Origin of the sequence: Pedobacter nototheniae (genome assembly GCF_004335085.1) — a bacterium.
GTDB classification, from domain to species: Bacteria; Bacteroidota; Bacteroidia; order Sphingobacteriales; family Sphingobacteriaceae; genus Pedobacter; species Pedobacter nototheniae.
On sequence record NZ_RQRS01000005.1, the window covers coordinates 1 to 13,349 of the forward strand.

14 protein-coding genes and 1 tRNA gene are annotated in these 13,349 nt (G+C 33.7%); 6 read left to right on the forward strand and 9 right to left on the reverse strand.

What is annotated here, in order from left to right:
• The first annotated feature begins 290 nt into the window (after positions 1–290).
• Positions 291–536, forward strand: coding sequence for a redox-active disulfide protein 2 (locus EHC72_RS05915; protein WP_131536756.1), 246 nt, complete (start codon positions 291–293; stop codon positions 534–536).
• Between the two features lie 25 nt (positions 537–561).
• Here EHC72_RS05915 and EHC72_RS05920 read toward each other — a convergent pair whose 3' ends face one another.
• Complete coding sequence (locus EHC72_RS05920) at positions 562–2,049, reverse strand: aminotransferase-like domain-containing protein (RefSeq protein ID WP_131536757.1); 1,488 nt, start codon at positions 2,047–2,049, stop codon at positions 562–564.
• 63 nt (positions 2,050–2,112) lie between these two features.
• Between EHC72_RS05920 and EHC72_RS05925 the strand changes: the two genes are divergently transcribed.
• Entirely contained in the window at positions 2,113–3,978 is a 1,866-nt protein-coding gene (locus tag EHC72_RS05925) for a TonB-dependent receptor plug domain-containing protein (protein WP_131536758.1), read from the forward strand.
• A gap of 101 nt (positions 3,979–4,079) precedes the next feature.
• On the opposite strand, the gene EHC72_RS05930 is transcribed toward EHC72_RS05925, so the two are convergent.
• A complete protein-coding gene (locus tag EHC72_RS05930; protein WP_131536759.1) occupies positions 4,080–4,946 on the reverse strand; it encodes a LysR family transcriptional regulator in 867 nt (288 codons plus the stop codon).
• Between the two features lie 72 nt (positions 4,947–5,018).
• Here EHC72_RS05930 and EHC72_RS05935 point away from each other — a divergent pair, with 72 nt between their 5' ends.
• From EHC72_RS05935 to EHC72_RS05945, 3 genes are all read left to right on the forward strand, one after another.
• Complete coding sequence (locus EHC72_RS05935) at positions 5,019–5,564, forward strand: GNAT family N-acetyltransferase (RefSeq protein ID WP_131536760.1); 546 nt, start codon at positions 5,019–5,021, stop codon at positions 5,562–5,564.
• On the forward strand, positions 5,564–6,466 hold the full coding sequence (locus tag EHC72_RS05940; protein WP_131536761.1) for a DMT family transporter: 903 nt from the start codon (positions 5,564–5,566) through the stop codon (positions 6,464–6,466). The genes EHC72_RS05935 and EHC72_RS05940 overlap by 1 nt, the downstream gene beginning before the upstream one ends.
• Positions 6,467–6,560: 94 nt before the next feature.
• Positions 6,561–6,812, forward strand: coding sequence for a hypothetical protein (locus EHC72_RS05945; protein ID WP_131536762.1), 252 nt, complete (start codon positions 6,561–6,563; stop codon positions 6,810–6,812).
• 124 nt (positions 6,813–6,936) lie between these two features.
• Here the strand turns inward: EHC72_RS05945 and EHC72_RS05950 are convergent, their stop codons facing one another.
• From EHC72_RS05950 to EHC72_RS05960, 3 genes are all read right to left on the reverse strand, one after another.
• A complete protein-coding gene (locus EHC72_RS05950; RefSeq protein ID WP_131536763.1) occupies positions 6,937–7,827 on the reverse strand; it encodes a DMT family transporter in 891 nt (296 codons plus the stop codon).
• A gap of 570 nt (positions 7,828–8,397) precedes the next feature.
• On the reverse strand, positions 8,398–9,102 hold the full coding sequence (locus tag EHC72_RS05955; RefSeq protein WP_131536764.1) for an RloB family protein: 705 nt from the start codon (positions 9,100–9,102) through the stop codon (positions 8,398–8,400).
• On the reverse strand, positions 9,086–10,444 hold the full coding sequence (locus tag EHC72_RS05960) for an AAA family ATPase (protein ID WP_131536765.1): 1,359 nt from the start codon (positions 10,442–10,444) through the stop codon (positions 9,086–9,088). The genes EHC72_RS05955 and EHC72_RS05960 overlap by 17 nt, the downstream gene beginning before the upstream one ends.
• Before the next feature lie 370 nt (positions 10,445–10,814).
• Here EHC72_RS05960 and EHC72_RS05965 point away from each other — a divergent pair, with 370 nt between their 5' ends.
• Positions 10,815–11,024: a hypothetical protein gene (locus EHC72_RS05965; protein WP_131536766.1), complete on the forward strand. Its 210-nt coding sequence runs from the start codon at positions 10,815–10,817 to the stop codon at positions 11,022–11,024.
• Between the two features lie 232 nt (positions 11,025–11,256).
• Here EHC72_RS05965 and EHC72_RS05970 read toward each other — a convergent pair.
• The 4 genes from EHC72_RS05970 to EHC72_RS05985 form a co-directional block, all read right to left on the reverse strand.
• Positions 11,257–11,340, reverse strand: a tRNA-Leu gene (locus EHC72_RS05970).
• A 60-nt stretch (positions 11,341–11,400) separates the two neighbouring features.
• On the reverse strand, positions 11,401–12,165 hold the full coding sequence (locus tag EHC72_RS05975) for an MBL fold metallo-hydrolase (protein WP_131536767.1): 765 nt from the start codon (positions 12,163–12,165) through the stop codon (positions 11,401–11,403).
• Positions 12,166–12,216: 51 nt separating this feature from the next.
• The gene (locus tag EHC72_RS05980) at positions 12,217–12,489 is read right to left on the reverse strand and encodes a hypothetical protein (RefSeq protein WP_131536768.1); all 273 of its coding nucleotides are present in this window, start codon (positions 12,487–12,489) and stop codon (positions 12,217–12,219) included.
• A 194-nt stretch (positions 12,490–12,683) separates the two neighbouring features.
• A complete protein-coding gene (locus EHC72_RS05985; RefSeq protein ID WP_131536769.1) occupies positions 12,684–13,334 on the reverse strand; it encodes a LolA family protein in 651 nt (216 codons plus the stop codon).
• Positions 13,335–13,349 lie beyond the last annotated feature (15 nt).

Consider the following 13,349-nt stretch of genomic DNA (forward strand, 5'->3'; position numbering starts at 1 on the left):
CTTGTATTTATTAATCATAGAAATGGATGGATAAATCCTGTGACTGGATGGAAAATTATGCAAGCACAAATTGCTATATTTTTTGAGGACAGATTTAATCAATGACACAGTTTATTGAACAGACCCTGTTTAGAGTCTACATCTATTCTCGATCTTATCTGCACATCTCCACACTAAAATTTCTAACTACAATTAAGATTTATTTAAATTGTTCTTCCTATTTTCGTTGCCACTGGCAATAAAGATATTCCTGGTTTGTAAATCTAAATTAACTAATCACCTAAAACAAAATGACTGATAATAAACTAGCTGGAATTAGCAATGAAGAGCTTATTAAAAACGAAAAAAAGGCTAAAGGACTTACCTTGGTTTTTACTGGGGTTTTAATAGTTTTATTTACAGTAAACACTATTACATGCCTAAAAAATGGTTTCAGTGCAGTAACCATAGTTCCTATTGCTTTGTTGCCGGTTTTAATTATCAATATTAATAGCTGGAAAGAGCTGAAAAAAGAAATTAAGCGTAGAGATTTATAAAAACAAAACTTAGGGAGATTGTAATTTAATGGGTTAAATTATTTATAGCACTACTTAAAATATTTACAACCTCTTCCATTTCTTCTTTATCAAAACTACCAAAGCCTAGCCGTGTGGCTGTCATGTTTTTAGTTTGATAAAGTATAGTTTTGGGGAGGAATAATCCATTTTCGGCACACTTTTTTTGCAATTTAATTAAGTTGGGTTTCTCTAGCCACTCTACCCACAAAGCCAAACCACGGGCAGGGATTCGAAATTTAACTTTTCCTTTTAGTTTTTCATCGAGTAAAAGCGCAAAATAATCCCTCCGTTCTTTATAAATTCTCTTATTCTTTTTTAAAAGACGATGAATTTCTCCTTCCTTAATCCAATCTGCCAAAACCTGCTCTTTTGTTACATCCTTAGCAGATTCGAGGATATTCTGATGTTTTTCTAACTCTATTATTAAGGGCGCAGGTGCTGAAACAAAACCATACCCAAAACCTGCAGGCAGGGATCTGGCTAAAGAGCCAACGTACACCACACAACCGTTTGTATCCATAGCAGCCAATGGTAATATTGGATTATTATCGAAATGGCAATCAAAATCATAATCATCTTCTATAATAATAAAACCATATTGAAGGGCTAAATCAAGGATTTGAATGCGTCTTTTTGCACTTAATAAAACAGTGTTAGGATAATGATAAACCGAGGTTAGGTAGAGTATCCTGATGGTCTGTTGCTCACAAATCCTCTGTAAATATTCTGTATCTATCCCCTCTTCATCAACAGGAACAGATATAATTTCTGCCCCGCTATCTAAAATAGTCATGTTAGATAAGTAATAACTAGGCGAACCAACCACCACTTTATCTCCATTGCTAATTAGTAATTTAAAAAGTAGGTATAAACTAATTTCATGGTTGGTCGTTGTCATCAGGTTTAATTCTGAAATTCTGAGACTTCTAGTTAAGTTCAAAAAATTAGAAAACTGCTTTTTTAAATCTAAATGGCTTTCTAAAGTAACCTTTGCCCAAAACTTTCTATTTTTTTGTCCTTTAAGTTTAGAAACATACAACCTGGCTAATACATCGGTATGAATAAGCCTGGCATCTGGCAAGCCATCGTTAAATTGCAACGATAATTCACTAATTTCAATGGGGTTTTCGAGTAGAGATGAGCGATTAAAAACAAACGCATTGCTATTAACAGGCAGTGTTTTGGTTGCAATGGCTAATGCTCTGGTTCTGTTATCATGTTTTTGATCTGATAATATAAATGTGCCCTTACTGGGTAAAATTTCTATAAAACCTTGTGATTCTAGCTCCTGTAAAGCTTTAATAAGCGTATTTCTATTTATTGATAATATTTTACACAAAATGCGTGTACCTGGCAATTTAGTACCCTCAGGAAGCAGACCTAATTGAATAGCTTTAATAAACTCAAATACAATTTGTAAATAAATGGCTGTAGAATCATCGGACTTGAGCTGAACGAAACTTTGGAAAGGAATTTGAACCGGACTATCCATTTTCTTTAAACTGGCATACTTAAGTGGTACGGCAAGGTAATACTTTTGTGCAAAATTTAAAGAATGAAAAAAATTTACTTTGTATTATTACTGCTTTTAAGTGTAAACATTTATGCTCAGCAAAGGCAGGATAGCGTTATTACCATTAAAGATGTAGTAATTAATGAGAATGGGTTTAGTACCCCAATTTCTAAGCAAAACAGAAATGTTTATATCATTGATAAGACAACAATTGCCAAACTACCTGGCAGAACGATTCAGGAATTGCTACAATATGCCAACGGGGTTGATTTAAGACAAAGAGGTCCGTTTGGTGGTCAGGCAGATATTAGTATAGATGGTGGTAGTTTTGAACAGACTGTTGTATTGCTTAATGGCACTAAAATAATTGATTCGCAAACGGCGCATAACATGCTTAATTTACCTATTCCGGTTGAGGCTATTGAGCGCATAGAAATTATTAGGGGGCCAGCAGCCAGAATTTATGGTATAAATAGTTTAACTGGAGCCATTAACATCATCACTAAAAAGCCAGTAAAATCTGGTGTGCTTGTGGATACGCATGCAGGCTCAAACTTTGAAAAGGATATTGAAGGAACAGGGAAAACATTTTACAGCGCTGGTGTACAGTTAGGTGCGGTTTTAAGCAAAAAAAACCATCAGCATTCATTATTTGGCTCACGTGATAAAAGCAATGGATACCGTTATAACACCAAATTTGATAATACAAAAGTTTTTTATCAGGGAAATTTCCAGTTTGATGATGCCAATGAGTTAGCTGCATCTTTTGGTTATACCGAGAATGAATTTGGTGCCAATGGTTTTTATGCCGCACCGAGTGATAAAAACTCTATGGAAACCGTTCAAACAACTCTTGCTGCTTTACAATCTACCCATAAACTATCTGATAAATGGATTTTAATGCCAAGATTGAGCTATAGATATAGCTTTGATAATTATCGTTATTATGGCAATGTTAACCCAAATGCGGGTATTAGTAAACACTCTACAAACTCTGTTGCCGCCGAGGTTACCAGCACTTACAAAAATAACACGGGCGAATTGGGCTTGGGTGCAGAAGTTAGAAGCGAGGATATTAATTCATCAAATATTGGTAAACATCAACGAGAAAACCTGGGGATTTATGCCCAGTACCGAACAAATTTGCTTCCGAAGTTAAACGTTAATGCAGGTACATACATTAACTATAACTCATCTTACAAGTGGCAAATATATCCTGGTTTGGATGCAAGTTATGCCGTAACCGATGCTTTTAAAATAGTTGGTAATGTGGGTACTAGTCAGCGGATTCCTTCTTTTACGGATCTTTATTTAAGCCAACGCCCTGGTAATATTGGCAACCCTGATGTGGCACCAGAAAACGCATTTCAAAGTGAACTAGGCTTAAAGGCTTTAAAAAGGAATTTTACCTTTAATGCGAGTGCTTTTTACAGGCAGATAGATAAGTTTATTGATTGGACAAGAGTTGTGGCTACAGACCCGTGGCAAGCAAATAATGTAGGCTCAATGATTACCAAAGGCATTAATTTAAGAACAAACTATAACTTTGAACTTAACGATAATGCTAAATTGAATATTAACCTTGCTTATTCTTACCTAAACTCTAAGTTTAAAAACATGAATGAAAGCATTGCTTCAAAATATCAGTTATCATCATTAAAACATCAGGTAACTAATACGGTAGATTTTAAATATTCAAATTTTTCAGTGTTGTTTGCTACACGTTTCAACCAAAGAATGTCAGGTCCATCCTATTGGATTAATGATTTCAGAATTAGCCAATCTATCAACAGGTTTACAATTTACCTTGATGCACAAAACATTTTTAATACTCAATATTTTGAAATTGGTACTATCCCCCTTCCTTCCCGGTGGTATAGCCTTGGGGTTAAATTTGTTACTTTTTAAAAATAAGGAATTATATTATCCACCATTGCGATATAATTTTAATAAAAAGGGAGCTTTGAATATTCAAGGCTCCCTTTTTATTAAAGGAGATAATATTTTCTCTAATATTCCAGCACTAAATCCAAAATATTAGAAAGCACAGGATTATGATCGTCGGCTCTCCAATTAATAAAAAGATCAGTTTTAAAAGGCAATGGAATAAACCGAAGCCCGGGGCTTTGATGGTGTACATAAGAATCGGGCAAAATGGCTATGCCTAAGCCCTTTCTTACCAGGGCAATAATTGTAGAGCCAAATTCTGAATGGAGAAATACATCTGGCACAAAATCATAAGATTTAAAAAATGCCTGTATAATATCGCTATAGCTGCTACCACCATCTTTTGTTGGCAGAATAAATTTTTCTTTTTTAAGCTTTTCTGAAGATAAATCTGCAATAACTTTAAAAGCATGTTCTTCAGGAACCAGTAAGGCTAAATTATCGGCGTATAGTTTTCTGGCTTTTATACCAGGCGCACTATTAATATCTCTAGTAATGGCTAAATCAATTTTATAATTCTTTAAAAATTCCAACTGATTTTCATACAAAACCTGTACTAATTTAATTTGAAGTTGAGGAAAAGCTTGAGTAATCTTATCCAGAATATCTGGCATAATAGATGCAGAAATAGAATCAGGATGTGCAATAGTAACTGTTCCACGTTCGCCAAGATGTATTTGTTTAGCAAACTGATGAATATAATCCAGTTCACTTAATTCTATCTCCCACTTTTCTTTTAAAAATTTGCCCGCAGGTGTAAGTTTTACATTCCTTTTATTTCGCTCAAAAAGCTGCAATCCTAATTCATTTTCAAGAGCTTGAATTTGTCGGGTAAGTGCAGACTGTGTAATATTAACCTTTTCTGCTGTTTTCCAGTAATGAAGCTGATTTGAAAGGGCTAAAAAATATTTGATTCGTTGAAGATCCATTAATGCAAATTATGCATTAATAAATGAAAAAATAGCATTTTATAACATTTGTAGTCTTGTTACATTCGTGCCATGGAAACCATCACAATTGTACAAGCAATGCTTGAGGATATAAGCAAACTCCAGGAAATAGGCAGAACAACATTTAGTGAAACTTTTGCGCATGAAAATAGTGAGGAAAATATGCGCAATTATCTTGAACAAAGTTTTTCGATAGATAAGTTAACGGCAGAGCTTAGCAATCCAGATTCTGAAATTTATTTTGCTATGAATGGGGAAAAAGTGATTGGATATTTAAAAATAAACGTTGGTAACGCACAAACTGAAACCCTAAATGACGGTGCTTTTGAAATTGAGCGCATTTATGTTTTAAAAGAATTTCATGGCAAAAAGGTTGGTCAAATGCTTTACCAAAAAGCCATTGAACTTGCCCATGCAATTAATGCATCTTATGTATGGCTTGGTGTGTGGGAAGAAAACCATCGAGCAAAAAGGTTTTATGAAAAAAACGGTTTTATCACATTTGATAAGCATGCGTTTTGGTTGGGCGATGATGAACAAACAGATTTGATGATGAAAAAGGTATTGAGTAATGCTGATAATTTAAAAGCATCTTAATGGAAAAAAGGAATATTTTTATGGCCCTTTTAGTATTGGGTACTGCTTTCTGGGGGATTTCCTTTTCGGTAACCAAACTCGCCATTGGAGATAATCAATATGCTTTATTCTTATTCTATAGGTTTACACTTGCTACCTTGGTTTTATCTGGTATTTTTTGGAAACATGTAAAAAGCCTCAACTTTAACACCATTAAAACGGGTGCAGGTTTAGCCCTACCCCTGTTGCTTGGCATTTATTTACAAACACTTGGCCTTACACATACTTCTGCATCACAATGTTCTTTTGTAGCAGGAATAACCGTTGTAATTATCCCCGTGCTTAAGCTGGCCTTGTACCGAAAATCTGCAGCCTTAAAAATATGGATAGCAGCCTTTACAGCACTAACGGGTTTGTTTATAATATCTATTAATAAAAACTTTAGTATCGGTATTGGCGATTTATACACTGTTGCCGGGGCTTTTTCTTTTGCTTTATATTTAATTCAAATCGAGAAAACATCGGCCACAAGAGATATTATCCCTACCATAGTACCCATGTTTGCAACCTGCGCTACTTTAACGTTTATAATAACGCTTATGCAAGGTGAAAGCACTTGGATACCGCAGCAAGATAATTTTTGGATAGGCATTATCTTTTGTGCTTTATTTTCGACAGCTTATATGTATACCATTTCCAATATTTCGCAAAAGTACATCAGCGCAGAAAGGGTATCAATTATATATCTTTTCGAACCTGTTTTTGGAGCTATAGCTGCGCATTTTATTTTAGGTGAAGAAATAACTGCTCGTTTATTGGTTGGTGGCGGCTTAATTTTTATGGCAACGGTAATAGCAGAACTTAAATGGCGAATGCCAAATACATTGGCAATACTAAATGTTTCAAAAAGCAAAAAGCTTTAGTATTCACCAATATCAAGCTAGTATCCTGTTTTTTCTTGCCATTTTATTTTGAAGTCTGCCCGTGTTTACTATTTTTGAAAAAAAAACGCAACTCATGTCAAAAGCTAAAACACTTACAGAATATACGTTAGAAGAACTTAACGCAGAAAAAATAAAGCGCAAAACCATATTTTACTCCTATTGCGTTATTTTCGGCTTAATGGTTATAGCAGGAATATTTATCACTTTAAAAAAAGGAATAAATTTTTTCTCTTTTATGCCGTTGCTTTTCTTATTTACATTTTTTTTAATGTGGAAGAATTACAACGATGTAAAAAAGGAAATCCTATCCAGAAATTCTATTTAAACGGAATCAATTCAACAAAAGGAAACTTGGTTGTAGTAATCTTCAGCTACAATAATGATGTAAATCTTTATCAATAGTCTTCTCAGGATTTAATAACCCTGAGAAGACTGTTTAATGATGCCTTTTAAGTTAATGATTCAGTTTCTTTGGGAGAATGCTTAAGCGAAAAAATGGTTTGCAACACAACCGAAGCGATTACAAACAACAAACCAATATAAAAGGAAATATTTAATTCCTTACTCTCATTAAAAAACAAAAAGGCAAGTATAATAGCGTATACAGGCTCCAGATTAAAGCTTAAATTTACTGTAAATGCTGATATCCGCTTTAAAGATTCGGCAAATAATATGTACAGTCCTACGGTACAAAAAGAAGCCAGTAGCAAAAGATATGCGGTATCTTTAAAACTAGGGATAAAAGATAATACAGGGAAAAAATGAATGTAGACGGGAAGAAGAATGCCTAGTCCAATAGTGCCACCAATCATCTGGTAATAATTTATAATCCTGCTGTCGTATTTTCTAACAAGCTGCTCATTATAAACGGTGTATAAGGCCGCAAAAGCTGAAGATATTACGCCAAGAACTATTCCAAATTGATAGGAAGAATCGAAATGGAATATTAGTGCAATGCCAAATAAGGTAAGTAAACTCAATAACAGCTCAGTAAAATTGAACTTCTGCCTGTTAATTACAGGACCAAAAACCGCAGTAAAAAAACTGGTAAGGCAATAACACACTACACCTATAGAAATATTTGAGTACTTAATACTCGCGTAAAAGAACAGCCAGTGTACGGTGAGGAAAAGTCCAATTTTTGCAATATCAAATCTTTCTTTTAAACCTGTGTTATTTCTAACCTTAAATAGCTTTAAAACTATTAACAGTATAATTGAAGAGAAAAATACACGATACCAAACAAGAAGTCCCTCATTTAGGGATATAAGCTTACCGAAAATACCAGTAAAGCCAGCTAGTATTACAGCAAAATGTAATACCAAATATGATTTTTTCATAAATGAATTGTCTGCACGTCCTTTAAAGAACATGGATTAAATATTAATAAATAAACTAAATGTATAGCTGCAAAAGCATCACTATACGGTGGTTATTATTAATATTAAGGAGGAGGAAGACAACCCTTTTTATTCATAGCGCAATTTAATAAAAAATCAAATATATTGGATAGAAAACTCCCTAAAAAGGAAATTTTCTGTAGTACCGTTTAGTAGGATACTTTTTGAATTTAAACTATTTTTTATTGCTTATAGAGCCTATAATTGAGGATTTGGAACGAAAAGGATTCATAAAAAATTTTCAAATTTTCATCAAGCACACGTTGCGAAGATTATATTAGAACAAAAAAGTTGGCAAACCAATTAATATTCATTAAACTGTTTTTAAAAGAAAAACGCTATGATCTGGTAGGACAGTTTGGAACGAAATATAGTGGATAATTTACTAAAATATACAATCCACCACCCAAAGCATCATTTGATATCGATATGACTCAAAAAGCAGATAATCTTGGCATAGGCTAGACCATCCTTTCTGAACTGGGAGTCGAATATAAAGGCAACCAATAATTATTGTTTTGGTTGAGCCTCAACCATCATTTTTTCTGCCTTGATCAACTGTTCCCCAACGAACGAAAGTATTATCGCCCCAAGGTTATGCATTTCAGTTGAAAATAAACCAACCTTATTTTCTTTATCTAAATCAAAATTGGTCAAGGAATTTTTAATGGCAGCCTCTAGATGAATTGGAATTTTCCTCACATCGACACCCCCCGATACGCATGATGCGACATACTCCTTAAAACTAGAGGCTTTATTAACTTGATCTTCAGTAGGCTTTGCAGCTTGAAGATGATACAATAACCATATTTCGAAACAAGGGTTGCTTTGCGCAACTTGCCAGCAATAATGCTTGGAATTCTGGACCGAACAAAAATCCCTTAAAATATCAATCTTCCCATGTTCCTCCCATAGATCGGTATCAATCACAAACCAAATCTCGTCTTTGAATTCTTTACTAATTTTATAAGTGGGCAATACACCGTTTTCATTATCACCAAAGAAAAGCAATGAAGCATATTGCTTTAATTTTTCAGGATCTGACTTATCTTCAAATGGCGGAATTGGAACAATATCTATATTGCTTGAGAGACCTTTAAAATACTTCAAATAAGCAACCTCTCTTACAGCCCCCTCACAAAATATATAAATCTTTTTCGCATCCTTTGCAGGATCTTGTTTTTGATAAATTCTTTTTCTACTCAGATATTGCATATTTGTGCCAGTTTAAGTCTTGTAGATTTGATAAAAATGGGATACCTCCAAACCTCCCGTTAAGATAACCATTTTCGATATTTGCGGTATGGTGAACATTAAAATCACTCAATGGATATAATCTTGAAGCCCCATCGATAGATTTTTGTGCAAACCAGATTTCATCGGTTCGAAGGATATCTTGATCCAAAAGGCATGATTCATGAGTAGTAAAAATCAATTGTCCCTTCACTCTGAGATCAAGGGAAATTTTTGTGATGATTTCCTTTATGGTCTTTGGATGAATGCTTCGCTCAATTTCATCAATCAAAAAAACTCTTTCTTCTTCAATAATACCAAACAAGGCGGGGATGTATTCGATTAATCTTTTGGTGCCATCAGATTCCAGTATCATAGGAAACTCAATGGATTCACCTAAATCATTTAAGTGTTTAGCTACCACACTTTTTGCTATTAGCTCTTCATTTTCCAAAGAAATCGCTAGTTGCTCACCCGTGGACCTATTGGATAAAACAGAAACTGAATTTGGATTCTTTTTTAAATCCTCAATAATCTTTGTAAAACTCTTTAACTTCTTCTCCACTATAACATCCTCGAAAGGCTGTTTCTTAACACTTATGTTCTTAATACCTATGCTTAACGTTGGAATAAGTTCATTCGCAAAATTGATCAACTCATCGTACTTATCCAACACATGCGGTATTCCTTCGACAATTGCATCGGCACCAACGATGACCAAGGTGTTATCAAACCAATCATAAACAACAGCTACATCATCAAAGTCCTCTTTATACTTATCATTCAAGAAGCTTAACAACAATTCATTTTTTCCAAGCAACTTTTCCTGTAACACCTGTGTAAATAAATTATTTTTAGGATCAGACGCATAACCTTCAAAAAAAATCACTTCTTGTTTCTCTCCTAAATTACTCCTTCGATAAATTAACTCGTCTCTATCCTTCTTACTCTCAGATAAAGATTCTTCGAGCACAAGGTTATTATCGAATGTTATTGCATAATAATAAATTTTACCCTTTGCAAAAAACTCTACACCAATTGAAATAGGTAAATCAATATTAGATGGACTCAATTTGAATTTACTATCTGATACATTTTCCGGTACTTTCCCTTCAGCGATGTACTTTTCTAAATTAGCGACCGCTTTAACCATGTTCGATTTTCCCGAACCATTAGCTCCGTAGATGGCACTCATCCTCAAAAAATCAACTCCATTATGCGAAAGCTTATGATGAGGTAGGCGTTGGGATTTATTGGGTAATAGATTGAACTCTGTTTCCTCTTTAAAAGAAAGAAAATTATTAAACACTAATCTTATCAACATGATAATTCCGTTAATTGTTAACACAAAAATACAATACTAAAATGAAAAACATCTAATATTCGCCCATAAAAAACATAAATCTGTTAAATTTTAACGTTTATAACTTTTTATTGGGATTATTCTAAAAGTGAGCATACGTTTCCGATCAAAATTAACAACTTTGACACCTCAACGGACTAACTTTATTCCGTCAGAAGCTATTCAATTTGCTTAAAAAATACCTTATGGATTTGTTCTGCATTTGAAATTATGGATGTGTTCCACTATTATTAGTTGTAATCAGTTTGACAGAAAGTATAATTAACATGAACTAAATATTCAACTAATGCTGTAATTCTAACTTCATTTATCATTCAAAATAGACCAATTAATGAATCCTCCTAAAAGACTAGCTAAGCGAATCCCAAACCATCCCGGCAATGAGGATAGGATTGTTCATGAGGACGAGAAGCCTTTCTTAAATTTGGTCGCCCGACTTGCCGTGGAAGTCTTCTTTAAAGACGTGCTTGATATCGAAGAAGATCAAATTATAAAGACTAAAAATCGTCCGTCGGCAAGTCGAAATAAAAATGTGTTTTAGTAGGGACAAGCAGATGCTGTTTGAACAACTGAATATCAAATGGCTACACATAAAACACTTAATATCAATAATTTACAGATACCAATCAGGGATACTAAAAAAAATAAACAAACCATTGCTTATCAGATAATTAAAAATAGTCTATTATCGTGTTCAAAGATAGAATTTCATAAAAAAAAAGAATGCAATTATCTTATAAACAGATAATTGCATCCATAAATTTAACATCCGGTACCCAAGAGGAGATTCGAACTCCCACACCCATACAGGCGCCAGCCCCTCAAGCTGGTGCGTCTACCAATTTCGCCACCTGGGTAAGTGCTGCAAATATAATTTAATTTTGGATTTGAGAATGATGATTTTGAAAAATCTGCAATTATATTTCAACGGTTAAACCATCATAAGCCAGGCGGATATTTGACGGCAAATCCTTTTCTACTTCTTCGTGTAAGCCTAGGTTATGACTAATATGTGTTAGGTAAGTTTTTTCTGCTCCAATCCTTTCTGCAAAAGCTATTGCTTCATCTAAAGTAAAGTGAGAAATATGTGGTTCTTTTTGTAAAGCATTAAGGACCAAAATTTTGCTTCCTTTTATGGTTTCTACCGATTCATCAGCAAGTGTTTTTGCATCTGTTATGTAAGTAAAATCTCCAATTCTGTAGCCAGTAATAGGTAAACGGTAATGCAGTACTTCAAACGGTTTAATAAGATGCGATCCAATTTTAAAATCCGTTCCATTTACAACATTATGCAAATTAATTTGTGGCAATCCGTGGTATTTAGTTTCAGCAAAAATATATTGAAATTCTCTTTTTAAAGCTTCCTGAACACGTTCTGTTGCATAAACATCAATAACCTTATGCAGTAAATAATTAAAAGGCCTAATATCATCTAATCCCGCAATATGATCTTTATGTTCATGGGTAAAAAGCACCGCATCCAAGTCTTGTACTTTTGCACGCAAAAGCTGGTAACGAAAATCAGGGCCGCTATCAATTACAATAGTTTTATCTGCCAGTTCTACCAAAACAGAAGTTCTTAAACGGTTATCTCGCTTATCTGTAGATTGGCAAACTTCGCACTTACATGTAATTACGGGTACCCCCTGCGAAGTGCCTGTTCCTAAAAAAGTAACTTTCATCAAGGCTCTATTATTGATTATGTTTTGTTAGTGGTTTGCTTTGATGCTTATTTAAAACAACTCCATCTGCTGCAATGATAAATAAAATTGCTTTTGCTTATCATCAAACAAATTCTCGTCTGCATTGGTTTGTTTTACCAGTGCAATTAAAGCAGCTATCTTACCTTCAAGGTTGGAAAATTTATTAACTACAATAACTTTATTGTGTTCTAACAAGCACGAGCCTGTTTTAAAATTCCCCTTCTCATATCTAACCTTATATCCCATAGCTAGCAACAGCTGTTCGAGCTTTTCTAAAGTATGATTGGTTATTGGCAAAGTCATCAAACAAACTTAGAGAAATATAGGGAGCATTCATAAATAGAATAGGAAAAAATTATCTATTTACTTTATAACGTTAATATCTTGGTAACTAGGTATATCAAAGCTTTTTAAATAAATTTACCATGGCAATAATGATATAAAACAAAAAAGGTTCGACAAATGCCGAACCTTTTTAATTCTGTTTCCAGATTTCGTTATCTTAAATCTACAACTTCCACACCAGGATATTTTTTTGCATCAAAGGCAAAAGTAGTTTCTGGCACGTTAACGTTAGGAGAAAAGGTTTTTACGTTATAAGTGTATTTATTTCCGTTTTTGTCAAATAAAACTACATTAGCAATTTGTTTAGCTGTTTTATCAATACTTAAACGAATTTTAAAGATTGCCTTTTTAGCATCAATTGGCGATAAATCTATCATTTGATAAGTTTTACCACCCACTTTTTCTTCACCTGTGTAAAGGTATTTAAAGCCTTTTTCGTAAACAGTAAATATTTTTGCAGGGTTAATAGCATCGCCACTATTATCCACATTACTTACTTGTACTTCTTTATCCTTTTTTAAGTATGTCCACTGGCTTTTACCATCGCTAAACAACTCTTGGTTTGTCATGGCTACTTTATACTTATTAGAGTTTGCTTTAACATATAAAGTACCTTGTTGTGTTTCTTTAACTTTAGCTTTAGGATTATCTAAAGTAAAGGTAAAATCAGTTTTAACAACATTGTATGATTTATATTTTTTACTTACCTCAGCTAAAATAGCTTTAGCCTTTGCATCAGTTTGAGCATAAGTTGATGTTGTAAAAGCAACTACAACCATTAATGCTGAAATTAATTTCTTCATCTTTTCTTTTTTAAT

Bases quoted from the DNA above. Each gene is read 5' to 3' on its own strand.
- EHC72_RS05915 (WP_131536756.1), top strand. From the start codon at position 291: ATGACTGATAATAAACTAGCTGGAATTAGCAATGAAGAGCTTATTAAA.
- EHC72_RS05955 (WP_131536764.1), bottom strand. From the start codon at position 9,102: ATGCAATATCTGAGTAGAAAAAGAATTTATCAAAAACAAGATCCTGCA.
- EHC72_RS05945 (WP_131536762.1), top strand. From the start codon at position 6,561: ATGTCAAAAGCTAAAACACTTACAGAATATACGTTAGAAGAACTTAAC.
- EHC72_RS05950 (WP_131536763.1), bottom strand. From the start codon at position 7,827: ATGAAAAAATCATATTTGGTATTACATTTTGCTGTAATACTAGCTGGC.
- EHC72_RS05985 (WP_131536769.1), bottom strand. From the start codon at position 13,334: ATGAAGAAATTAATTTCAGCATTAATGGTTGTAGTTGCTTTTACAACA.
- EHC72_RS05930 (WP_131536759.1), bottom strand. From the start codon at position 4,946: ATGGATCTTCAACGAATCAAATATTTTTTAGCCCTTTCAAATCAGCTT.
- EHC72_RS05920 (WP_131536757.1), bottom strand. From the start codon at position 2,049: ATGGATAGTCCGGTTCAAATTCCTTTCCAAAGTTTCGTTCAGCTCAAG.
- EHC72_RS05960 (WP_131536765.1), bottom strand. From the start codon at position 10,444: ATGTTGATAAGATTAGTGTTTAATAATTTTCTTTCTTTTAAAGAGGAA.
- EHC72_RS05975 (WP_131536767.1), bottom strand. From the start codon at position 12,165: ATGAAAGTTACTTTTTTAGGAACAGGCACTTCGCAGGGGGTACCCGTA.
- EHC72_RS05965 (WP_131536766.1), top strand. From the start codon at position 10,815: ATGAATCCTCCTAAAAGACTAGCTAAGCGAATCCCAAACCATCCCGGC.
- EHC72_RS05980 (WP_131536768.1), bottom strand. From the start codon at position 12,489: ATGACTTTGCCAATAACCAATCATACTTTAGAAAAGCTCGAACAGCTG.
- EHC72_RS05935 (WP_131536760.1), top strand. From the start codon at position 5,019: ATGGAAACCATCACAATTGTACAAGCAATGCTTGAGGATATAAGCAAA.
- EHC72_RS05940 (WP_131536761.1), top strand. From the start codon at position 5,564: ATGGAAAAAAGGAATATTTTTATGGCCCTTTTAGTATTGGGTACTGCT.
- EHC72_RS05925 (WP_131536758.1), top strand. From the start codon at position 2,113: ATGAAAAAAATTTACTTTGTATTATTACTGCTTTTAAGTGTAAACATT.